At 66.4% G+C, this 22,921-nt stretch carries 16 protein-coding genes; 8 read left to right on the top strand and 8 right to left on the bottom strand.

Going from position 1 to position 22,921, the window contains the following annotated elements; all coding sequences use genetic code 11:
• Positions 1 to 28: 28 nt before the first annotated feature.
• From AC1Q6Z_RS12660 to AC1Q6Z_RS12635, 6 genes are all read right to left on the bottom strand, one after another.
• Complete coding sequence (locus AC1Q6Z_RS12660; protein ID WP_492648065.1) at positions 29 to 1,054, bottom strand: aliphatic sulfonate ABC transporter substrate-binding protein; 1,026 nt, start codon at positions 1,052 to 1,054, stop codon at positions 29 to 31.
• 52 nt (positions 1,055 to 1,106) lie between these two features.
• A complete protein-coding gene (locus AC1Q6Z_RS12655; protein WP_492648064.1) occupies positions 1,107 to 1,970 on the bottom strand; it encodes an ABC transporter permease in 864 nt (287 codons plus the stop codon).
• An 11-nt stretch (positions 1,971 to 1,981) separates the two neighbouring features.
• Positions 1,982 to 2,818, bottom strand: a complete 837-nt coding sequence (locus AC1Q6Z_RS12650) for an ABC transporter ATP-binding protein (RefSeq protein ID WP_492648063.1) — start codon at positions 2,816 to 2,818, stop codon at positions 1,982 to 1,984.
• Between the two features lie 16 nt (positions 2,819 to 2,834).
• Entirely contained in the window at positions 2,835 to 3,164 is a 330-nt protein-coding gene (locus AC1Q6Z_RS12645) for a 4Fe-4S binding protein (protein WP_435265694.1), read from the bottom strand.
• Between the two features lie 3 nt (positions 3,165 to 3,167).
• Positions 3,168 to 4,796 carry an FAD-dependent oxidoreductase gene (locus tag AC1Q6Z_RS12640; protein ID WP_492648062.1) on the bottom strand — a complete coding sequence of 543 codons (1,629 nt, stop codon included), beginning with the start codon at positions 4,794 to 4,796 and terminating at the stop codon, positions 3,168 to 3,170.
• Positions 4,797 to 4,860: 64 nt separating this feature from the next.
• The gene (locus AC1Q6Z_RS12635; RefSeq protein ID WP_492648061.1) at positions 4,861 to 5,448 is read right to left on the bottom strand and encodes a thioredoxin family protein; all 588 of its coding nucleotides are present in this window, start codon (positions 5,446 to 5,448) and stop codon (positions 4,861 to 4,863) included.
• Positions 5,449 to 5,701: 253 nt separating this feature from the next.
• Between AC1Q6Z_RS12635 and AC1Q6Z_RS12630 the strand changes: the two genes are divergently transcribed.
• Together AC1Q6Z_RS12630 and AC1Q6Z_RS12625 are read left to right on the top strand one after the other, a co-directional pair.
• The gene (locus tag AC1Q6Z_RS12630; RefSeq protein ID WP_492648060.1) at positions 5,702 to 6,172 is read left to right on the top strand and encodes a GNAT family N-acetyltransferase; all 471 of its coding nucleotides are present in this window, start codon (positions 5,702 to 5,704) and stop codon (positions 6,170 to 6,172) included.
• An 8-nt stretch (positions 6,173 to 6,180) separates the two neighbouring features.
• Entirely contained in the window at positions 6,181 to 8,163 is a 1,983-nt protein-coding gene (locus AC1Q6Z_RS12625; protein WP_492648059.1) for a beta-N-acetylhexosaminidase, read from the top strand.
• A 3-nt stretch (positions 8,164 to 8,166) separates the two neighbouring features.
• Here AC1Q6Z_RS12625 and hutC read toward each other — a convergent pair whose 3' ends face one another.
• Positions 8,167 to 8,907 carry a histidine utilization transcriptional repressor HutC gene (gene hutC, locus AC1Q6Z_RS12620; protein WP_256116496.1) on the bottom strand — a complete coding sequence of 247 codons (741 nt, stop codon included), beginning with the start codon at positions 8,905 to 8,907 and terminating at the stop codon, positions 8,167 to 8,169.
• A gap of 474 nt (positions 8,908 to 9,381) precedes the next feature.
• Here hutC and AC1Q6Z_RS12615 point away from each other — a divergent pair, with 474 nt between their 5' ends.
• The 5 genes from AC1Q6Z_RS12615 (at position 9,382) to AC1Q6Z_RS12595 (ending at position 20,566) form a co-directional block, all read left to right on the top strand.
• Positions 9,382 to 10,416: an ABC transporter substrate-binding protein gene (locus AC1Q6Z_RS12615; RefSeq protein ID WP_256116495.1), complete on the top strand. Its 1,035-nt coding sequence runs from the start codon at positions 9,382 to 9,384 to the stop codon at positions 10,414 to 10,416.
• Positions 10,417 to 10,513: 97 nt separating this feature from the next.
• Complete coding sequence (locus AC1Q6Z_RS12610; protein WP_256116494.1) at positions 10,514 to 11,371, top strand: ABC transporter permease; 858 nt, start codon at positions 10,514 to 10,516, stop codon at positions 11,369 to 11,371.
• Positions 11,364 to 12,194 carry a quaternary amine ABC transporter ATP-binding protein gene (locus tag AC1Q6Z_RS12605; RefSeq protein WP_492648058.1) on the top strand — a complete coding sequence of 277 codons (831 nt, stop codon included), beginning with the start codon at positions 11,364 to 11,366 and terminating at the stop codon, positions 12,192 to 12,194. Before AC1Q6Z_RS12610 ends, AC1Q6Z_RS12605 begins: the two co-directional genes overlap by 8 nt.
• Positions 12,187 to 13,674, top strand: coding sequence for an HAL/PAL/TAL family ammonia-lyase (locus AC1Q6Z_RS12600; protein WP_492648057.1), 1,488 nt, complete (start codon positions 12,187 to 12,189; stop codon positions 13,672 to 13,674). Before AC1Q6Z_RS12605 ends, AC1Q6Z_RS12600 begins: the two co-directional genes overlap by 8 nt.
• 235 nt (positions 13,675 to 13,909) lie before the next feature.
• Entirely contained in the window at positions 13,910 to 20,566 is a 6,657-nt protein-coding gene (locus AC1Q6Z_RS12595) for a beta strand repeat-containing protein (RefSeq protein WP_492648056.1), read from the top strand.
• 40 nt (positions 20,567 to 20,606) lie between these two features.
• On the opposite strand, the gene AC1Q6Z_RS12590 is transcribed toward AC1Q6Z_RS12595, so the two are convergent.
• The gene (locus tag AC1Q6Z_RS12590) at positions 20,607 to 21,665 is read right to left on the bottom strand and encodes a LacI family DNA-binding transcriptional regulator (RefSeq protein ID WP_256116488.1); all 1,059 of its coding nucleotides are present in this window, start codon (positions 21,663 to 21,665) and stop codon (positions 20,607 to 20,609) included.
• 245 nt (positions 21,666 to 21,910) lie between these two features.
• On the opposite strand from AC1Q6Z_RS12590, the gene AC1Q6Z_RS12585 reads away from it, so the two are divergent.
• Positions 21,911 to 22,894, top strand: a complete 984-nt coding sequence (locus AC1Q6Z_RS12585; RefSeq protein WP_256116487.1) for a substrate-binding domain-containing protein — start codon at positions 21,911 to 21,913, stop codon at positions 22,892 to 22,894.
• Positions 22,895 to 22,921: the final 27 nt, after the last annotated feature.

Genomic DNA, 22,921 nt, shown 5'->3' with positions numbered 1-22,921 from the left:
GAACACGCCGACGCCCAAACCTACGCTATCAGTTGCTGGCGGCAACCCTCTTGAGCGCCGCGTCGTAGAACGAGCGATCGATCCAGGTCGTGTAGTCGACCTTGCCCTTCAGAAGCTCGGCGTCCGCCATGAAGGTTTCCTCGCCCTGAAGCGCCCGCACCGCCTCTTCGCTGATCTCCGGGTTCTGGAAGAACTTGCCGTCCGGATAGGTCGCGCGCACGGCCTTGTCGCCGCTGCCGGTCTCCTTGACGAAGATCGCGATCGTCTCTTCCGGGTTGGAGTCCGCCCAGCGGTCGGTTGCGATGTCGACGGCCAGCAGGCGCGTCACGATATCCGGATATTTGCGGGCGAAGTCACCGTTGACGCTGATGAGATGCGGCACGGCCCATTCCGGCTTTCCCGACACGCCGGCATCGAAGATCACGCGCGCCACGCCCTTTTCGACGAGCGTCTGGACCGGGCCGGTGCTCTCGACAATGGCATCGACATCGCCGCGCACCAGCGCCGGGCCGGAGCTTTCGATGCCGAGGTTCAGGCTTTCGACGTCGGTGAGCGACAGGCCGGCCGCCTTCAGCGCCTTGGCGAAGGTCGAATGGCGCACCGTGCCCGAGAGATAGGCGACCTTCTTGCCCTTCAGGTCCTCGATCTTCTGGATCGGCGAATCCGGCTTGACGACGATCTGCGTCTCGTTCGAGCGGTTCCAGCTCGAAAGGCCGATCAACTTCACGTCCGCGCCGGTGGCGGCCAGGCGCAGCGACGGGTTGTTGCCGATATAGGTGAAGTCGATGGCGCCGGAGCCGAGCGCCACGGTCGCAGCCGAGCCGCCGTCGAAGGTGGTCAGCTCGATCTTGATGCCGTCCTTGGCGAACTCGTTCTCCAAGAGCTTCTTGTTGCGGTAGAGGATGAATTTCAGGTGGCCCGGCGCGGTGGAGCCGATGCGGATGACCTCCGGCTTCGCCTCGTCGGCGACAGCGGGAGCAAGGCCTGCGACCGGCAGGATGGAGAGCGCGAGCGCCAGTTTCAGAAGGGTGCGGCGAAGCGGATGAAGGGTCATGGATTGATCCTTTCGAGATCGATGGTTCAAGGATGGGTGCGTTTCAAAAGGCTCAGTTCGGGCCGCTTTCGCCGCTGCCGCGCCAGTGCGTGGCGCGCCGTTCGCCGGCAACGAGCAGGTAGTTGAGCAGGAGGCCGATGATCGTCAGCGTCAGGATGCCGGCATACATGCGGTCGGTTTCGAGCATCAGCGAGGAGTGCTGGATGAGGTAGCCGATGCCGGACTGGGCAGCGAGCATCTCGGCCGCGATGACCGAGAAGAGCGAGGTTTTTACGCCGAGCCGCGCGCCAGCGACGATCGAGGGAATGGCGGACGGGAAGATCACCTTCTTGAAGAGATCCCAGTCCGACGTGCCCATGGAGCGCGCCGCCTTCACCAGCAGCGGATCGACCGACTTCACGCCGACGATCGTGTTGATCAGCAGGAAGAACACGGCAGCGTAGAAGGTGATGGCGATCTTCGAGGCCTCACCGATGCCGAGCAGCAGGATGAAGACCGGCAGCAGCGCGAATTGCGAGGTGTTGCGCAGCGTCTGGACGAGGAAATCCGACGCCTTTTCGAACAGCGTATAGCGCCCCATCAGGAAGCCGAGCGGCACGGCGACGACGACGGCCAGCGCAAAGCCGATCGCCGCCCGTTGCAGGCTGATGCCGATATGGTCGGCGAGCTGGCCGGAGACGATCATCTCCCACAGCACCGAGAGCACCTGGCTCAGCGGCGGAAAGAACAGCGAATTGATCCAGCCGGCGCGCGGCGCGATCTCCCACAGCAGCGCGAAGGCGATCAGCGCCGGCAGGCCGAGCGTGATGGTGGAGAAGGTCTCGCCAAGTGCTGTCGGCGCCTTCGGCAGCGTGCGCTTGCGGCGCAGCGAGAAGGTGTTGCGAAGCGGCGGATTGCGGTCGACGATCAGGCTCATCCGATCCTCCCTCAGTTGGCGTAGGTGGAAGCAACGGTCCAGTCGCGCTGGGCCTTGCCGACTTCGTCGCGCAGGCTTTCCCAGACGCGGCCGCGATAGGCGTTGAAGTCGGGGCTGTTGCGGATATCGAGATCGCGCGGGCGCGGCAGGTCGATATCGACGATCTCCTTGACGCTCGCCGGGCGGGCGGTCATCACCACGACGCGGTCGGCGAGATAGATCGCCTCGTCGATCGAATGCGTGACGAAGACGACGGTCGTCTTGATCTGCTCCCAGATGCGCAGCAGCTCGCTTTGCAGGATGTCGCGCGTCTGGGCGTCGAGTGCTGCGAAGGGCTCGTCCATCAGCAGCACCTGCGGATCGGTGGAGAGCGCGCGGGCAATCGCCACGCGCTGCTGCATGCCGCCGGAAAGCTGCGACGGGAACCGGTCCTCGAAGCCCTGGAGCCCGAAGAGATGCAGGAAATGCAGGGCCTTCTCGCGCCGTTCGGCAGCGGCGACGCCGCGCACCTCCAGCGCATATTCGACATTCTGCAAGGCCGTGCGCCACGGGAAAAGCGCGTATTGCTGGAAGACATAGGCCGTGCGGGCATGCGGCTTCGACACCTCGATGCCGTCGATGCGGGCGATGCCGGAGGTCGCCTCGGTCAGCCCCGCGATCACGTCGAGCAGCACCGACTTGCCGCTGCCGGAGGGGCCGACCAGCGTGATGAACTCGCCGCTGTTGATGGTGAGGTCGACACCGTCCAGCACGGCGATGCGGTTCGAGGTGACGCCGTCGACGGTCACGGTCTGGCCGGGCTTCAGGTTGAAGGATTTTCGGACGGCGCTGACGGCGATGCGTTCCATGGTCAAAGTCTCCTTCTCAGACCTGCGCCACGCGGATGTGGCGGGTCGGGTCGTTCTGTGCGCCTCCGGCGCGCCCGCGGCTCCAGCCAAGGGAGCGGGCATAGGCGCCGAAGAGGTCGCGTTCGAGGACGTCGGGCTCCGTGATACCGATCGGGCCATCCGCATGTTCGGCGACGTAGAGGGCATCGGTCGGGCAGTAGATTTCGCAGAGAAAGCAGGTCTGGCAGTCGTCCTGCCGGGCGATGACGGGCAGCCCCGTCTCGTCGCGGTCGAAAACGAAAGCCGGACAGATGCGTTCGCAGATATCGCAGCGGATGCAGCGGTCGGCGGAGATGACTTCGATCATCGCTCAGCCCTCCAGCGCGGTTTCGAGAGCAAGTTCTTCGCGCACCGCCGTCACCCGGTCGAGGCCGGAGACGATAATGCGGTTGGCCTGTGCGTCGCTCTCGGCGGGGAAATCGTGGCGGCGGTGCACGCCACGGCTTTCGGTGCGCAGCGAGGCGGCGGCGACGGTCCAGCGGGCGCTGGCGGTGACCGAGGCGACCTCACGGGAGCGCAGGCGTTCGATGCCGGTGGCAGGCGGCGCCTGGTTCAAGCTCGACCAGAGGTCTTCCAGCGTGCTGCGGCTCGCCTCCAGCGTCTCCGCCGTGCGCCAATAGCTCTTGTCGAGCGGGGCGATCTGGTCGTGGGCGGTGCGGGCCGCGGCGGCGAGGTCGATGTCCTCGCGCTCGCCGCTGCCGCGCAGACCCGCCGTGCCGAGCGGCTGCAATCGCGTGCTGTCGCGGCCCTGCCGGCGGCGGGCGTGTTGAGCGGCGCCATGGCCGGCCCACCAGCCGCTGGAGATGGCCCAGGAGGCATTGATCGCGCCGCCGCCCGAGATGCCGCCGGTCACGTTTTCGCGGCTTGCCGCATCACCGGCGGCGTAGAGGCCGGAAATGCCGGTGCCGCAATCGGACGTGACGATGCGGATGCCGCCGGTGCCGCGCACCGTGCCCTCATATTTGAGGTCGATGCGGAAGAGTTCTTCGAACGGGTTGATGCCCATACGCTCATAGGGCTGGAAACAGTTCGGCTGGCCGCGCCGCAGCCAATCCTGCATGGCGGGCTCAGCGAGATCGAGACGGGCATAGACCGGGCCGGACAGCATGGCTTCCGCCACCCGCCGCTCGCCGCCGCCGATGCCGTTCGTCACGGGCTCGCCCTTGGCATCGCGCAGCACCTCGCCGTCGGCGCGGTAGAACGTGGCCCAGCGGAAGGGCAGGCCCTTGTTGAGCGACGAGCCATGCGGGGCGAGCGTGTATTTGCCGGTGAATTCCATGCCGGACAGCGCGGCACCCGCTTCTGCGGCGAAGAGATAGCCGTCGCCGGTCAGGCCGGTGCCGCCGAGGATGCGCTCGAAGAAGGCGCAGCCGCCCGTCGCGAGCACGACGGCACCCGCGGAAACCTCGAAGCTCGCGCCGTTGCGGCGTACCAACCCCGCGGCCCCGCCGACATGGTTTTCGTCGCCGAGCAGTTCCAGGATCGGATGATGGTCGAGAATGGTGACGCCGGCCTTCTGCACGCGCTGGCGCATGAAGCGCATGTAGTCCGGCCCGCGCAGATTGGCGATGTAGAGGCTGCCGTCCTCCTCGGTCGGGAAGGGATAGCCCCATTCGACAAGTTTCTGCAGGTTTTCATAGGCCCGGTCGGCGGAGCGCAGCATCCAGCGGCGATCGGCGAGGCCCGCGGTGCGCTTGAAGCGCTGCTCGACGGAAGCCGCGCGGCCCTCGCCCGGCGGAACGCACCAGGTGCCGGTGTTGGAGGGCGCCGTGGCACCGCTCGTGCCGTGATAACCCTTGTCAGCCAGCACCACACGCGCGCCGGCCTCGGCCGCCGACAGCGCCGCCCAGGCGGCAGATGGCCCGCCGCCGACGACGAGCACGTCCGTTTCGATGCGGCGCCCGTCCTGCGTGGGCTCTTCCTTGCGACGCGATGCCATGATGGTCCGGTTTTTGGGGTGAGAAGACGGTGCCGGCCCTTGCGGGCCGGCAGGGCGTGCCTGTTCAGGCAGCGGCGGAGAACCAGGAGGGTTCGTTGCCCGCGGTCCACTTGATGTTGCAGCCGATCGACGGGGTCTGGGCCGAGCCGGCGGCTTCGCCCTTCAGCACGGCAGCGACGGCGGCGCGCAGGTCGGCACCCGTCACGTCCTTGCCGTTGCCCGGCCGGGCATCGTCGAACTGGCCGTGATAGGCGAGCTTGCGCTCGCGGTCATAGAGGAAGAAATCCGGCGTGCAGGCCGCGCCATAGGCCTTGGCGACGCCCTGCGAGGCATCCTTGAGATAGGGGAAGCCGTAGCCGTAGGTCTTCACCTCGGCGCCGACGCGCTCCAGCGTTTCCTCGGGATGCGCCGCGCCGTCATTGCTGTTGATCGCGACGACGGCCAGGCCGTGGGCGGCATGTTCGCGGGCAAATTCGGCGAGCGCCTCGCGGATCAGCACAACGAAGGGGCAGCGGTTCGAGATGAAGGCGACGAGCAGCGCGGGGCTGTCCTTGAATTCAGCAAGGGTGAACAGATTGCCGTCCGCATCCGGCAGGATGAAGTCCGGTGCGCGGGTTCCGAGCGTGAAGGGGTTGGATTCGGTCTTGGGCATGGTATCCTCCTGGCAAGCCAACGGGGATAATAATCTATATATTACATAGATTTTATAGATACCATTTTCCAAGCAATCCGCCCCATGGAGTTATTGTTGGTGCCATAAGGGCCGCGCGGCGCAATCTTTTTGCGGGAGGCCCGCCGCCGCTCCCTCGCTCCTCCAAATGGCCGTTTGATTAAATCGGGTGGATTTACTACCAGATTCCGCCAGGAGGACGGGCACGCGCCACGTCGAACCGGAGGAAGCCATCGTGGATTATCTCGTCAATCTCTCGCTGCTGAAACCCGATCCGGCGCTCGATGCGCGCGTGGCGGAAGCGGGCGTGACGATCCGCCGGCCGCTGGCACCCGAAGCCCGGCTCGTTACCGAATGGGTGGCGGAAACGTTCGAAACGGGCTGGTCGAGCGAGGTCGCGGTGGCGCTGACCCGCCAGCCGCCCACCTGCTTCATCGCGACACGGGCGAAAAAGCTCGTCGGCTTTGCCTGCCATGAATCGATCGCCCGCGGCTTCTTCGGGCCGACCGGCGTCGACGAAGCGGCGCGCGGCCTCGGCATCGGCCATGCGCTGCTGCTCGCAAGCCTCTTCGACCTCAAGACCATGGGCTACGCTTACGCCATCATCGGCGATGTCGGCCCCTCGGCCTTCTACGAGAAGACGGTCGGTGCCACCGCCATTCCCAATTCCGCACCCGGCGTCTATGCCGGCATGCTCGACGTCTAGGAAATCCCATGCCGACACTCGACTTCGAGACCGTCTGGAACCCCGACGCGACGGCCTACAGCCTGAGCCTCAAAAACCTCGGCACAAGCGCAATCCGCGGCTTCCGGCTGTGCTTCAGCGGCCCCTGCCAGGTCGATGCCACGGCCGTCGCCGAAGGCGGCACGGTCGGCAGGACGCTCTCCACCTTCACGGAACTCCTGCCGCCGGACGGCTTCGTGCTGGAGCCCGGCGCCAGCTGGACCATCACCATCAAGGGGCTGGGCTTCGCCCTCCAGCATTGGACGGACGGCGCACGCGGCGCCTATCTTGCCTTCGACGACGGCAGCACGCTGGCGCTCACCACCACGCCGACGAAGCGCATGGGCGGCAATGCAGCGCCGAAGCGCGGCGTGGAGCCCTTCCCGGTCCCTGCGAACGCGCCGGCACCGGTCTCGGTCATCCCCTGGCCCAACCATGTCGCGGTCTCCGGCCACAATGCCGTTCCGCCGGGGCTGACGCTTCTCGCGGACGGCGCGGAGGCCACGGCAGCGGCCGCAGCCTTCACCCGGCTGGTCGAGGCGCTCTTCGCCGTCGAGGGCATCGTGCGGCCCGTCGAGGAGGGCGGCATGCCGGTGCATCTTCACAGGAGGGACGGGTTTGCAGACGAAGCCTACGACGTCACCTTCTCGCCCGGCTCGGTCACGATTGCGGCCTCCACCGAGGCCGGCCTGTTCTACGGCCTCGTGACGCTCGGCCAGGTCTGGCGCGGTGCGCGGCATTTTCCGCAGACCTATGGTTTCCCCGCCGAAGGGCGGATTGCCGACGTACCCGCCATGGGCTGGCGCGGGCTGCATCTCGACGTTGCCCGCCAGTTCTACGGCGAAGCCGAGATCAAGCGGCTGCTCGCCATCCTCGCCTGGAACAAGCTCAACCGCTTCCACTGGCACCTCTCGGACGACGAGGCCTGGCGCGTCGAGATCGACGCCTATCCGGCGCTTACCGAAATCGGCGCCTGGCGCGGCCACGGTCTTGCGATCCCGCCTTTGCTCGGCACCGGGCTGGAGTGCAGCGGCGGTTATTACACCAAGGCCGCCATCCGCGGGATCGTCGCTTACGGACGGGAGATCGGTATCGAGATCGTGCCGGAGATCGACGTGCCTGGTCATTGCCATGCCCTGCAGCAGGCCATTCCGGACCTGCGCGACCCGCAGGAAAAAGGCAGCTATTTTTCCGTCCAGGGATTTCCGGACAATTGCCTCAACCCGGCGCGCGAAAAAACCTACGCGGTGATGGAAACGATCCTTAGGGAGCTGATCGAGTTGTTCCCCTTCCGCACGATCCATATCGGCGCCGACGAAGTGCCGATCGGCGCCTGGTCCGGCTCGCCGGAGGCGCTGGCAAAACTGCGCGCGATCGGCGGCGACGCCATGGCCGAGGCCCATGCCAAAAGGCTCAACGTGATCACCAACACGCATGGCGCCGATGCCATCGAGGGGTCCGGGGCGGCCGTGCTCCAGGCGCTCTTCCTGGAGCGCGTGCAAAAATTCCTCGCCGCGGAGGGCTGTATTACCGGCGGCTGGCAGGAGGCCGCGCATGGCAATGTCATCGACAAGGAGACCACCTATCTCTGCGGCTGGCGGGACGTGGCGATCTCAGCCGCGCTTGCCGGCGAGGGCTACAGCATGGTCGTCTGCCCCGGCCAGGCCTATTACCTCGACATGGCGCACAGCCGCGACTGGGATGAACCGGGCGCAAACTGGGCCGGCGCCTCGACGCCAGAGGCGACTTACGCCTTCGATCCCATCGCCGGCTGGAGCGCTGCGCAGAAGGAGAAGCTGCGGGGCGTGCAGGCGTGCATATGGTCCGAACCGATGCTGGACCGCGCGGTCTTCGACCGCCTCGTCTTCCCGCGCCTTTCGGCCATTGCCGAAACGGGGTGGACGCAGCCGGAGCACAAGTCCTGGGACCGCTTCCGGGCCTGCGTCGGCCTCATGCCGGCGCTCTATTCGTAAGCGTCAGAAATTGCTCTGGAGGCGATAGCGCGAACCCGGATAGAGCAACCGTACGGTGGTCACCACCCGGTCCTGCGACCAGGTGCGGCGGCGGATGAGGATGCAGGGCTCCGAGCGGGCAATCGCCAGCACCTTGCACTCCCAGGGCTGCGGCAGCACCGCCTCGATGAACTGCTCCGTCTTGGCGATCGGCGCGATGCTCGTCAAAAAGGCGTTCGGCGTGGTGTGGGAAAAATCCTGCTCCAGATAATCCGGCGCGATGGCGGGGTTGACGAAGCGGTCTTCCAACTGGATCGGCACGTCGTCTTCATTGTGCACGATGACGGAGTGGAAGGACTGCGCGCCGACGTCAAGCTCCAGCGCCGCCGCCAGTTCATGGCCGCAGGTCTCGCTCTGGGCGAGGATGAGCTCGATGCGATGGACCGAGCCGCGCTCCAGGATTTCATCGGCGATGTTGCGCACGCCGAGCGCCGGCGCACTGCGCTTCTTCGGCGCCACGAATGAGCCCTTGCCCTGCACGCGGGTGATGACGCCCTCGTTGGCGAGTTCGCGCAGCGCCCGGTTCGCCGTCATGCGGCTGACGCCCAGCATGTCCACCAGCTCGTTCTCCGAGGGAATACGGTGATTGACCGGCCATTCGCCGGTTTCGATCTTCGCCCGGATCTGCGTCTTCATGCGCTCGTAGATCGGCGCGCCGCGCTCGCCCGCATCCTTCGCCAGCAGTCCGGCGTCTTCATTCAGCATTGCCGTGGCTCCCCGCGTTCAAACCTCAGTACCTGCTTACAAAATATGCCGGATAAAGTAAGCACAGTTTTCACCCAGCGCCATCCACTTGTCTACTAGCCTCTATCAAGTTACATATACAACTTTGGCCTTTTATTGATGGATTCCAATGGGCTTTGCGCGACGGGTTTTCTCCGGGTCGAGGCGCCCCGAAAAGCCTGAAAAATAGGCCGTACTGCCCGAAAAACAGGCCTTGTACGCCAGTCCAACCATAAATGCACCAATCCACCACCGGCACTTAATGCGACATCCAATGTCGCGGACGAAGATGCACCTTGCAGGGCGATATGACATTCATTACAAGACAAGTTGTATAGTGAACTTAATGAACAGGCGGCCTGAGGTCGCGGAGGCTGCGCATGACCTGAGGCCACACCGGTGGCCGCCTGAAAAATCTGGTTTTCATCGTTACCATCATCAAAAAGGGGAACTGAAATGCTGAACTCCAAACTGAAATATTCGCTTCTCGCCGCCGCCGCCCTCATTGCCGGCTCCGCCGGCACGGCCCAGGCCTCCTATTGCAGCGACGGCAAGACCGTCACCTTCGCCGGCATCGACTGGGAAAGCGGCGCCTTCATCACCGAAGTCATGAAGGAAATCCTGTCGAAGGGCTACGACTGCAAGGTCGATTCGATCCCCGGCAATTCCGTGACGCTGGAACAGGCGACCGCCAACAACGACGTGCAGATTTTCGCAGAAGAGTGGATCGGCCGTTCCGACGTCTGGAACAAGGCGGCTGCCGCTGGCCAGGTGAAGTCCGTCGGCAAGACCTTTGTCGGCGCTGCCGAAGGCTGGTTCGTGCCGGAATACCTGGTGAAGGGCGACGCCGAAAAGGGCATCGAGGCCAAGGCGCCGGACCTGAAGAGCGTCGAGCAGCTCTCCGACCCGAAGATCGTCGAACTGTTCCTCGATCCGGAAGAACCCACCAAGGGCCGCTTCCTGAATTGCCCGTCGGGCTGGACCTGCGAAGGCGTCAACACCGCCAAGCTCGAAGCCTACAAGCTCGGCGAAACCTATGTGAACTTCCGCCCGGGCACCGGCACCGCGCTCGACGCCGCCATTGCCGCCGCCTATCTCCAGGGCGAGCCGATGCTGTTCTACTACTGGAGCCCGACGGCGATCATGGGCAAGTACAAACTCATCCAGCTCGAAGAGCCCGCCTACAACGACGCCTGCTGGAAGGAACTGACCACCGCCGACGGCAAGCGCGACGCCGGCTGCGCCTTCCCGTCCGTCGAGGTCGCCTATGGCGTCAACAGCACCTTTGCGGGCGAAGCGCCGGACATCATGGAAATCCTCGAAAAGGCGACCTTCCCGCTGGAAGACGTCAATGCCAGCCTCGCCTACATGACGGACCAGAAGGTCGATGCGGTCGCGGCCGCCAAGAACTTCCTCCAGACCAAGGCCGACGTCTGGGGCGGCTGGGTTTCGGCCGACGCCAAGGCGCGCATCGAAGCTGCCGTCAAGTAATCGCAGGGCTGCGCGTCTCTTTCGGCGCGCAGCCTTTTCCCGTCAGGACAGGGGCTGACCACCGGGACGGCGGTCGGCGCGCGCGAGGATTTCATCGATGTTTCCTGAAGCTTTCCATATTTCCATTCGAGGCCCGATCAACGACTTTGTGCAGTCGCTGGTGGTGAACTACGGGTTCGTCTTCAAGGCGATCTCGCAGACGCTTCTCCAGGCGATCCTCTTCGTCGAATGGATCCTGCGCGGTCTGCCCTGGTGGGCCGTCTTCATCGTCTTCCTGGCGCTCGCCTGGTTCGCGTCGAAAAAGATCTCGCTCGTCGTCACCGTCGCGGTCATGCTGTTTGCCGTCGGTGCGCTCGGCCTTTGGGACCTGACGATGCAGACGCTGGCGCTGATGCTGATCGCCAGCCTCATCTCCGTCGCCATCGGCGTTCCCATGGGCATCTGGCTGGCGAAAAGCGAGCTGATGCGCCGCATCACGCTGCCGGTGCTCGATGTCATGCAGACCATGCCAAGCTTCGTCTATCTCATTCCGGCAATCATGCTCTTCGGCCTCGGCAAGGTGCCAGCGGTGCTCGCCACCATCATCTATGCCGTGCCGCCGCTCATCCGCCTCACCGATCTCGGCATCCGCCAGGTCGACAGCGAAGTGGTCGAGGCCGCCACCGCCTTCGGCGGCAGCCCGCCGCAAATCCTCTTCGGCGTCGAGCTTCCGCTTGCCACCCCCACCATCATGGCCGGCCTCAACCAGACGATCATGATGGCGCTCTCGATGGTCGTCGTCGCCTCGATGATCGGCGCGCGCGGGCTTGGCGAACAGGTGCTGAACGGCATCCAGACGCTCGACGTCGGAAAGGGGCTGGAGGCCGGCCTCGGCATCGTCATCCTCGCGATCGTGCTGGATCGCATCACGCAGGGTTTTGGCCAATCCAGCCGGAAGGAACGCGGCAATGACTGACATCGCAATCCGCAACGTTTCCAAGATCTTCGGCGGCAACTGGAAGGCCGCGCTGGCGATGACCAGGGACGGCGCCGACAAGGGCGCCATCCTCGCCAAGACGGGATGCAGCGTCGGCCTCGACGATGTCAGCCTCGACATTCCCGGCGGCCGCGTTTTCGTCATCATGGGGCTTTCGGGCTCCGGCAAATCGACGCTGGTGCGCCACATCAACCGGTTGATCGAGCCGACCAGCGGCGAGATCCTCGTCAACGGCAGCAACGTGCTCGACCTCAAGGCGAAGGAACTGCGCGACTTCCGCAACCGCCGCGTCAGCATGGTGTTCCAGAATTTCGGGCTGATGCCGCACCGCACGGTCTTGCAGAACGTCGTCTACGGCCAGCGCGTGCGCGGGCTGACCAAGGCCGATGCCGCGCCCATCGGCATGAAGTGGATCGAGACAGTCGGCCTTGCGGGATATGAGAACAAGTTCCCGCACCAGCTTTCGGGCGGCATGAAGCAGCGCGTCGGGCTTGCGCGGGCGCTGGCGGCGGATACCGACGTCATCTTGATGGACGAGGCCTTCTCCGCGCTCGACCCGCTGATCCGCGCCGACATGCAGGACCAGCTTCTCCAGCTGGAAAAGAACCTGCACAAGACCATCGTCTTCATCACGCACGATCTCGACGAGGCCTTGCGCATCGGCGCGCAGATCGCGATCCTGAAGGACGGCAAGCTGGTGCAGGTCGGCACGCCGAGTGAAATCTTGAACAGCCCGGCGAACGACTATGTCGCTCGCTTCGTGCAGCGCCGCGCCGGCGCAGGAGAAGTCCAGCATGCCTGATACGATCGTCCTCGATCGTCCGCTGACCTGGCAGGAGATCGCCGCCGTCGCCAAGGGCGCGGCGCTCTCGCTGTCGGACAATACATGGCAACGCATCGCCGCCGCACGCGCCGTGGTTGATGCGCTCGTCGAAAAGCGCGTGCGCGGCTACGGCATCAACACTGGCGTGGGCGCGCTCTGCGACGTGATCGTGGATATCCCGCAGCAGCAGGCGCTCTCGCGCAACATCCTGTTCAGCCACGCCTGCGGCGTCGGCGAACCGCTCGGCCGCGAAGAGACCCGCGCCGTGATGGCCGCCCAGATCGCCAATTTTGCGCATGGCTATTCGGGCGTGCGCGTCGAGACGGTCGAGACGCTGCTGGCCCTGCTCAATGCCGATATCCTGCCGGTCATCCCATCCAAGGGTTCGGTCGGCTACCTCACCCACGCCGCCGCCATCGGCCTCGTGCTGATCGGCGAAGGCGAGGCCCGCCACAAGGGCGAGACGATCTCAGGCCGGCAGGCACTGGACAGGCTCGGCCGCTCGGCCCTGGTGCTTGGCGCCAAGGAAGGCCTCAGCCTCGTCAACGGCACGCCCTGCGCCACCGGCCTCGCCAGCCTTGCCGTCGCCCGCACGACCCATCTGCTCGATTGGGCCGATGCGGCGGCGGCGATGAGCTACGAAAACCTCGGCGCGCAGGCGGACCCGTTTGCCGCGGCACCGCTCGCGCTACGCACCTCGCCGGGGCTCCAGACCGTCGGCGAAAACCTGCGCCGCTTGCTCGCCGGCAGCCCGCTGCTCGCGCAATCGGCGGGCTCGCGCACGCAGGATCCGCTCAGCCTTCGCGGCGTGCCGCAGGTGCATGGCGCGGTTCGCGACAGCGTCGCGCAGGTCGCCGAGGTCGTGAACCGCGAGCTTGGAAGCGTTACGGACAACCCCGTCGTTACCGGCTCGCCGGAGGCGCCCGAGGTGCATTCGCAGGCCCATGCCATCGGCGCCGCCCTCGGGCTCGCCATGGACGGCCTCGCCATCGCCGCGGCGGAGCTTGCAGCGATTTCCGAGCGCCGCATCGACCGGCTGGTCAATCCGCTGGTAAGCGGCCTTCCCGCCTTCCTCGCGGAAGGCAGCGGCGTCGCCTCCGGTTTCATGATCATCCAGTACACGGCAGCAAGCCTCGTCGCGGAAAACCGGCGGCTTGCGGCGCCGGCCAGTCTCGACGGCGGCATCACCTCGGCCTTGCAGGAGGATATCCTCACCCACGCGACGCCTGCCGCGGACAAGGCGCTGGCGATCATCGCCAATCTCGAAACCGTGCTGGCGATCGAGGTCATGAGCGCCGCCCAGGCCTATGACATGCAGCCGAATACCAGCGGCAAGGCCGCCGGCACCGCCGCGCTCTACGCGCGGATCCGCGATGCCGTCCCGGTCTATCGCGACGACCGGCCGCTGAACGGCATGGTCGCCGTCCTGCGCGCGCTCCTGCACAGCACCGAAGCCTGATTCGGCCGCGAGCCGGGGCCGTCCCGGCTCGCTGAACGACCACGCTCACACTGCTGATTTCCTTGATCCGCCAGCCCACGGCGGAGCGTCCTTTGCGGGGCTTAAACGCGGTGCCCCAGGCGCCTGCGGCGACGATTCCGAACTTCAGGCTCAGGCAAGCTCCTCGCTGTATCAGGCAATCTGCCAGAACGCGGATTTACAGTTCTTTCGTCTTCATTTTTCCAGGAATTTGCTCATGACGTCGACCGTTTCCTCCTACAGCATCGCCCAGATCAAGCAGCTCTCGGCAACGACGATCAGGGGCTGGTCGACGGAGGATGTGGCATCGCTCTCGACGGGCCAGCTCGGCGCCTTTTCCTCCGCGCAGATCGCTGCGCTGGAGAACGAAGACATCGATGTCCTCAGCTCCCGGCAGCTCAGCGCCATTTCGCAGAGCGCGATCATCGGCCTGACGCTCGACCAGCTCGGCATGCTGAGCAAGGCCGACGTGGAAAGCCTCACGCCGTCGCAGATCGGCGCGCTCACCACGCGGCAGATGGGCGCGCTGACGGAGGACCAGGCGGAGGCGCTGACGGCCGCGCAGGTGCGCATGCTGAGCGCCGCCCAGCTTCAGGCGCTTGGCCCGGACGACATCAAGACCTTCTCGACCGAGGACATGGCCGCGATCAGCTACAAGGCCGTGCAGGGCCTGAGCGCCGCCACCATCGCCGCCCTTTCCGATGCGCAGATCGGTGCGCTGAGCCCGCTTGCGCTGGCCGGCCTGACGACGGCGCAGGCAAGCGCGCTGACGCCCGACCAGATCCGCGAACTCACCACCGCGCAGGTCGCCCTCCTCAAGCCCGCACAGATCGCGGCGCTCAGCACGGCGGCCGTCGCCGCCTTCTCCAGCACGCAGATTCCGGCGCTGAGCACCAGCGCGGTCACCGGCCTCACCTCCACGCAGATCAACGCCCTGGACGTCGACCAGATCGAGGCGTTCTCGCCCGCGCAGGTCCGTTCGTTCAACGCCTTGCAGCTTGGCGCCATGGGCGCGGACGGCCTTGCCACCTTCTCGGTGCAGGATATCGCCGCAATCTCCAACCGGGCGCTCTCGGGCATCACCACCGCGGCAATCGCCGGGCTCTCGACCGAGCAGGTCGCAGCGCTGAACCCGACGGTCATCCAGGCCCTGACGGCCGCGCAGGTCGCAGCCTTCACCACCGACCAGGTCGAGGTCCTGTCGCCGGCGCAGGTGCGTGCGATGAACGCCACTCAGATCGCCGCCCTCTCCTCCGACGACGTCGCGGCGCTGTCGAGCGGCGCCATCGCCGCCATCAACGACAAGGCGATCAAGGGTCTCGGCTCCGCCGCGATCGCCGGCCTCAGGCCCGACCAGATTGCGGCGCTGACCGGCGCCCAGATCAATACGCTCGACGGAAAGCAGATCGCGGCATTCGGCGCGGAGGGCGTGACCTCGTTCACCACCGCACAGATTGCCGCCATCAACAGCAAGGCCATTTCCGGCCTGACCACCGACCAGATCGATGCCTTCGCGACCGAGCAGGTCGAAGCCCTCTCGCCGACCCAGGTGAAGGCGCTCACCGCCGCGCAACTCTCCGCGCTCGACGACATCGACATCGCGACTTTCTCGACGGCGGATATCGCCGCCCTCTCGGCAAGCGCCATCGCGGGCCTCAGCACCGCCACCATTGCCGGCCTGTCGCCCGCCCATATCGCCGCCATCAGCGCCAAGGCCATTCCCGGCCTCACCACCCAGCAGATCGCGGAGCTCAGCTTCTCCCAGGCCGCAGCCCTGACGCCCTCGCAGGTCAAGGCGCTGAGCGCGCTCCAGCTTGGCGCGTTCACACTCGATGCGCTGGAAGAGTTTTCGGCCGCCGACATCGCCGCGATCCAGAACAATGCGCTGAGCGGTCTTGGCAGCGACGCGCTCGCCAACCTCACCACCGCCCAGATCGCGGCCCTCACCACCGCGCAGATCGCCGCCCTCAAGCCGGCACAGCTTGCAGCATTTGATACCGACCAGGTCGAAGCGCTGTCGCCGACCCAGGTCCGCGCGCTCAACGCCCTCCAGCTCGCGGCGCTGACGCCGGAGGCGCTTGCCACCTTCTCGACCGCCGACATGGCGGCGCTCACCAACCGCGGCATTTCCGGCATCAGCACGGATGCGCTGGCGGAGTTGACGACCGACCAGATCGCCGCGATGAACAGCGGCGCGCTGACCGGCCTCACGGTGGCGCAATCGCGCGCCCTCACCATTGAGCAGGTCCAGGCACTGTCGCCGGGCCAGATCAGCGCGCTCAATGCCTCGCAGCTCTCCGCCCTCGACAGCGATGCGCTGGCCGCGCTGACGCCGGCCCAGTTCGCCGCGATCAACAGCAAGGCCATCACCGGCCTCAAGAGCGACGCCATTGCCGGGCTGACGACGGAACAGATCGCCGCTCTGGGCACCGCCGTCATCGCCAGCCTCACGGCCACGCAGCTTGCAGCGCTATCGCCCGACCAGATCGAAGCCTTCACGCCGACGCAGGTGCGCGTGCTGAGCGCCAAGCAGATCGCGGCGCTCGGCGCGGACGGCATCGCGACCTTCTCCACCGCCGACATGGCGGCGATCAACACCAAGGCCATGCAGGGCATCAACTCGGCCGCCTTCGGAGAATTGACGAGCGCCCAGATCGCCGCGCTGTCGCCGACCCAGATCGCCGGCCTCGCACCGGGCCAGATCGCCAGCATGGGCGATGACTTCTTCGCAGCGCTCAGCACCTTGCAGATCGCCTCGCTCAGCACCGCCGTCGTCACCGGCCTCACCACGGCACAGCTCGATGCGCTGAGCACCGCGCAGGTCGAGGCGCTGACGGCGCTTCAGGTCAAGGCGCTCAGTTCCACGCAGCTCGCCGCGCTCGATTCCGCCGACATCGCGACCTTCTCCACCGCGGATATCGCGGCGATCACCACCAAGGCCATTGCCGGCCTGGAGGCGAGCCTGGTCGCCGGACTGTCGACCGCGCAGATCGCGGCGCTGGACCGCAACGCGCTGTCCGGCATGACGGCGTCGCAGATCGAAGCCCTGTCGTCGTCGCAGATCGCGGCGTTCTCGACCGCGCAGATCGCCGGCCTCGGCTCCGCGCAGGTCGCAGCCCTCGAAGCGGAAGACATCCAGGCACTGTCCACCGCCCAGATCGCGGCGCTCAGCTACCGCGCCATCGCCGGCCTCAGCACGCTGACCGTCGCAGCCCTTTCGGCAAGCCAGCTCGCTGCCCTGAGCACCAACGCGGTCGCCGGCATGACGACCGGCCAGGTCGAGGCCCTCACCTCGCAGCAGGTCAGCCAGCTTTCCAGCGGCCAGGTGAAGGCTTTGACGGCAGCCCAGGTGAAGGCACTTTCGGAGGACATCACGGCGCTTTCGCCCGCGCAGATCGAATTCCTCAACGCCGGCGCCATCAGCGGTCTCGCCTCGGACCAGGTGGCCGCGCTGTCCTCCGGCCAGATCGCCGCGCTGACGACCGCGCATATCGCCGCCCTCAATGCCGGCCAGGTTGCCGCGCTAAGCAGCACCGACCTCGCCGCACTCTCCTCGGCGCAGCTCGGGGCGCTGAGCGCGCTCGGCGTTTCCGGACTGACCTCCAGCCAGATCGCCGCGCTCAACACGGCACAGATCGCCAACCTCACCACCAAGCAGATGGCGGCACTCAACTCGTCGCAGATCGCAGCGCTGGGAACGGACAAGGTGGCGGTGCTGTCGACGGCGCAGATCGGCGCGCTCAATGCCGGCAGCATTGCGGGCTTCAACTCCCAGCAGCTTGCCGTGCTCACCACCGCCCAGGCCGAAGCGCTCAACAGCGCGCAGATCGGCACGCTGACCTCCGAGCAGATCAAGGAGCTCGGCACCGACGACATCGCGACCTTCACGACGAAGGAGATCGCGGCGATCAGCTCCAACGCCATCAAGGGCCTGTCGGCGGCGATGATCGCCTCGCTGACGACGGCGCAGATCGCAGCGCTCAGCACCGCCGCCATCGGCGCTATGAGCGTGCAGCAGCTCGAAGCACTGAACACGGCGCAGGCACAGGCGCTGGGCAGCGCCCAGATCGCCGCGCTGAGCGCCACCCAGCTCGCCGCCTTCGGGCCGGATGACATCGCCACCTTCTCCACGCAGGACATCGCCGCCATCGGTTCGTCGGCGATTTCGGGCCTCTCCACCGACACGATCGCCTCGCTCTCGGCAGCCCAGGTCGCAGCATTGAGTGCGGCCGGCATCAGCGGCATGGCGGCACGGCAGGTCGCAGCCCTCAACGTGGCCCAGGCCGAGGCGCTGACCAGCACGCAGATCGGCGCGATGAGCGCCGTGCAGCTTGCGGCCTTCGCGACGGACGAGATCGCCACCTTCTCCACCCGCGAGATCGCGGCGATCGGCGCGGGCGCCATCACGGGGCTTTCCAGCGAAACGATCGCCGGCCTTTCCACGGCGCAGGTCGCAGCGCTCAGCACGGCCGCCATCGGCGGCATGGCACCGCGCCAGATCGCAGCCTTCACCAGCCAGCAGCTCGATGCGCTGACACCCGCGCAGGTCAAGGCGCTCGACGCCCGGCAGATCGCATCGCTCGGCACGGAATATATCGCGGCGCTGTCCACCGCCCAGCTTGCAGCACTCAGCACCGCCGCCATCGCCGGCATGTCGACCGAGCAGATCGCGGCCCTCAGCACCGCCCAGGCCGAGGCCCTGACCAGCACGCAGGTCGCAGCCCTCACCTCGCGCCAGATCGCAGCGCTCGGCATGGACGACCTCGACACGTTCTCCGTCGCCGACATGGCGGCCATCAGCTCAAGCGCCATGGCAGGCCTGTCGACGGCCATGCTCGCCTCCCTGACGACGGGCCAGATCGCCGCGCTTGGCCCGGCCGGTCTTTCCGGCATGACGAGCAGCCAGATCACGGCGCTCACCAGCGAGCAGATCGGCGCCCTTACCACGGCGCAGCTCGCCGCACTCGGCTCCAAGCAGATCGCGGCACTCGATACGGAAGACATCGCCGCCCTGTCGCCGACGCAGATCGCGGCACTCAGCCCCGCCGGTATCGCCGGCCTGACCTCGACCCAGATCGCCACGCTCTCGACCCTCCAGGCCGAGGCGCTGACCAGCGCCCAGGTCGCCGCGCTAAGCTCCACGCAGATCGCCGCCTTCGCGCCGGACCGGATGGAGACCTTCACGGCCGGCGAGATCGCCGCCATTTCCTCCAGCGCCGTCGCCGGCCTGTCGACGGCGACGATCGCAGTCCTCGCCACCGGCCAGATCGCCGCGCTGAATGCCGCCGGTCTCACCAGCGTGCAGATCGACGCGCTCAACACCTTCCAGCTTGAGGCGTTGACGACGGCCCAGCTTGCCGCCTTCGGCTTCACGCAGGTCGGCGCGCTCGGAACGAACGACCTTTCCGTCCTGTCACCGGCGCAGATCGCCGCGCTGAGCACCGCCGGCATCGCCGCGCTCAGCACCACCCAGATCGCGGCCCTCTCGACCCTCCAGGCCGAGGCCTTGACCAGCACGCAGATCGCCGCGCTGAGCTCGACGCAGATCGCCGCCTTCGGCGCGGACGACCTTGAGCTGTTCTCGCCAGGCGACCTCGCCGCGATCAATTCGCGCGCCATTGCCGGCCTGACGACGGCCATGCTCGCCTCGCTCACCACCGGCCAGATCGCCGCCTTCAGCCCCACGGGCATCTCGGGCCTGTCGAGCGACCAGATGGCGGCGCTGACCTCCGATCAGGTCGAGGCGCTCACCAGCGCGCAGGTTGCAGCTCTCAGCTCGCGGCAGATCGCAGCGCTGGATGCGGGCGATATCGCGCTGTTTTCGACCGCCGACATGGCGGCGATCGGTGCCTCCGCCATCACCGGCCTGTCGCCGGCCGTGCTCGCCGGCTTCTCGGCCAGCCAGATCGCGGCGCTGAGTGCAACCGGCATCGGCGGGCTCACCACGGCCCAGGTCGCGGCTCTCAGCTCCAGCCAGGTGAGCGCGCTCACCAACCAGCAGCTCGCGGCCCTCGGCTCCAAGCAGGTGGCAGCCCTCGACGTGGAAGACATCGTGGTGCTGACCCCCGGGCAGGTCGCTGCGCTGAGTGCCGGCGGGATCGCCGGCCTCACCGGGCCGCAGGCCGCCGGAATGAGCCTGGAACAGGTCGAGGCGCTGTCCGCCGGCCAGATCGGATGGCTCGGCTCGGCTGCGCTTGCGGGCCTGTCGACACAGGCGCTCGACACTTTCACGCCGGCCAAGCTGGCGGCGATCGGCGCCGATGCCATCAAGGGGGTGCCGGCGAGCTATCTCGCGACGCTCACCGAAGCCGAGATCGCGGCGCTGACGACGGCCCAGGTCGGCGGTCTCAGCAGCGCCCAGGTCGCAGCGCTCAGCACGGACCAAGTCGAAGCCTTTTCGCTCGCCCAGATCGGTGCACTCGCCGTGCCGGGTATCGGCGGCCTCACCACCGCGCAGATGCAGACCATCTCGACCGCCGAACTCAGCGCCATCAGCGCTGCCGCGATCAAGGGCTTGTCCACGGCGGCCATCGGCTCGCTTTCCAGCGATGCGATCACCGCCCTTTCGACCGGGCAGGTTGCCGCTCTCACCTACGGGCAGATGTCGGCCTTGAGCGCACAGCAGATCGGCGCGCTCTCGACCGCGCAGGTCGGTGCGCTGACGGCAACGCAGGCGGCGGCTCTGGGTGCGGACGACCTCGGCTCCTTCACGCCCGAGCACATCCTCGCACTGAGCTCGAACGCCATTTCGGGATTGAGCACGGCAACGCTTGCCGGACTAGGCACCGAACAGGCGAGCGCCTTTACGCCCGGCCAGCTTGCCGCGATGACCTCAGCGCAGCTCAACGCGCTGCCGCAGGGTGGCGGGGTGTAGCCGCAAGCCCGGATCATTTCGAAATCTGAGGCCGGCTCGCCTACTCGATGTCCTTCAGGGCATCGAGCGGGCCGGTCAGCGCCGTGCGCGGCGGCACGAGCATCGGCGGCACCAGATGGGTGACGGCCGGCGCGCGGCTGGTGCCGAGGATTTCAAATCCCTTGGTGATCATCGCCTCGCTGTCCTGCCGGATCATGAAAACCGGAAACGGCAGGAAGGACCCGAACGGATCGTAGTCGTAACAACCGACGACGATATCGGCGAAGGTCTCGTGCGGATGCTGCGCGAGAAAACGCATCAGGCCTTCCAGGTTGATCGAGGAATTGACGAAGAAGCCGCGCGGCAGCTTGCCGTGATCGGCGTAGAACGCCTCGAAGGCGCGCGCCGTCATGCCCGGTGAATAGCCGGTCGGCCGGATGCAGGCATCGGGATCGCCGCCCAGCATCGCGCGCTTCACGTCGCGAAAACCGCGGATACGCTCGCGGCTGGCATGGTCGTCGCGGCCGCCGAACAGGTAGATCTCCTCCGGCGGCACCGGGCCGTCCGCCAGCGCCCGCTCGATGATCGCCTGCGTCAGCATGCGCGCGCCACCGTAATTGTCGCTAATGACGGACGGCGCCTTGGTGCCGGGCAGGTCGATATTGACGTGGCGCAGCCCCGCCTTCTCGCAGACGTCGTGCACGCCGTCCGGATCGGTCGCGCCAGCGATGAACAGTTCGTCGATTGAATAGGAAATCAGCGTCTCGACGACCTGGCGCTCCTCTTCCGGATCGCGGCAGGCGCTGACCACCACCGGGCACTGGCCGCGGCTCCTCACCTCCGCCTCGAAGGACTGCGCCATCGAGGAGAAATAGCGGTTGTCATAGACCGGCAGAAGCAGGCCGACGAGGCCGGAGCGGGAGGAACGGAGGCCGCGCGCCTGGAGGTTCGCGGTATAGCCATGGTCGACGGCAAGCCCCTGGATGAGCGTCGCGGTCGCCTCCTTGATGCGCCGCTTTCGCCAGCTTCCGTTGAGAACCGCGCTGACGGTGGAAGGTGAGCTGCCCGAGAGAACCGAGAGATCGTAGATCGTCGCCTTCTTCTTTCCGGTGTCTGTCATGTCTGCCTCTTCTATCCTCATTCCCTTAGGAAGAAATCCCCCTTGACGAAAGTCCTAGCCTGACGGATATTCATTGCACCATCGATTGTGCAAAAAAGAAAGATCGATTGTGCAAGATGGTTCGCCGGAGGAGGCGGGACGGGAGGCAAGGGAGTTCCCTCGCCGTGGAGAAACCAGAAACAACCTGCCGCAAAGCCGGCCGGTTGTATTCGTTCGCAGACGCGACCATTTGAGGAGGAGTGGACATGAGGAAGCTTATCGTGGCGGCTTTTGCCGCATCGCTCTCGCTTGCCGGCGCGGTGGCCGCGCTCGCGCAGGACACGCCGAAAATCGGCGTCGTCGTCAAGATCGGCGGCATTCCGTGGTTCAACGCGATGGAGGCCGGCATCAAGGAACAGGGCCAGAAACTCGGCGTCGACGCCTTCATGGTCGGCCCGACAAGCGCCGACCCGGCGCTCCAGGTGCGCGCCATCGAGGATTTGATCGCCCAGGGCGTCAAGGTCATCGGCGTCGTGCCGAACGACGCCAAAGTGCTGGAACCCGTGCTGACCAAGGCGCAGGCTGCCGGCATCAAGGTCATCACCCATGAATCGCCCTCGCAGAAGGGCGCCGACTGGAACTTCGAGCTCGCCTCGTCCACCGGCTTCGGCGAGGCGCATGGCAAGCTGCTCGCCGAAAAGACCGGCGGCAAGGGCGAATATGCCGTCTTCGTCGGCTCGCTGACGGTGCCGCTGCACAATGCATGGGCGGATGCGGCCATCGCCTATATCAAGGCGAACTATCCCGAGATGACGCTGGTCGGCGAGCGCTACGGCGTGGCCGAAGACGTCGACAAGAGCCGCTCCACCGCGCTCGACCTGATCGCGGCGCACCCGAACCTCAAGGGCTTCCTCGCTTTTGGTAGCCAGGGTCCGATCGGCGCCGGCCGCGCGGTCGAAGAACGGCGCAAGACCGGCGAGATCTTCGTGCTCGGCCCGTTCTCGCCCGGCCAGGGCCAGAAGCTCATCAAGTCGGACGCGATTTCCGGCGGCTTCATGTGGAACCCGAAACAGGCCGGTGAAGTCTTCGTCACGCTCGCCGATCGCCTGATCAAGGGCGAAAGCGTCAAGGAAGGCGACGACATTCCGGGTCTCGGCGTGATCAAGCCGGTCGGCAACGACATCATCGTTGATCAGCTGCTGCCCATCAACAAGGACACGGTCGACGACCTGGCCGCCATGGGCCTCTGACAAGAGGCTCCCTCCCGGGGCGTCGGG

This window comes from Shinella sp. GW835-FHT14H05 (assembly GCF_058793575.1).
The sequence above is the reverse complement of the archived record's forward strand: the minus strand, read 5'-3'. Positions and strand labels throughout refer to the sequence as shown.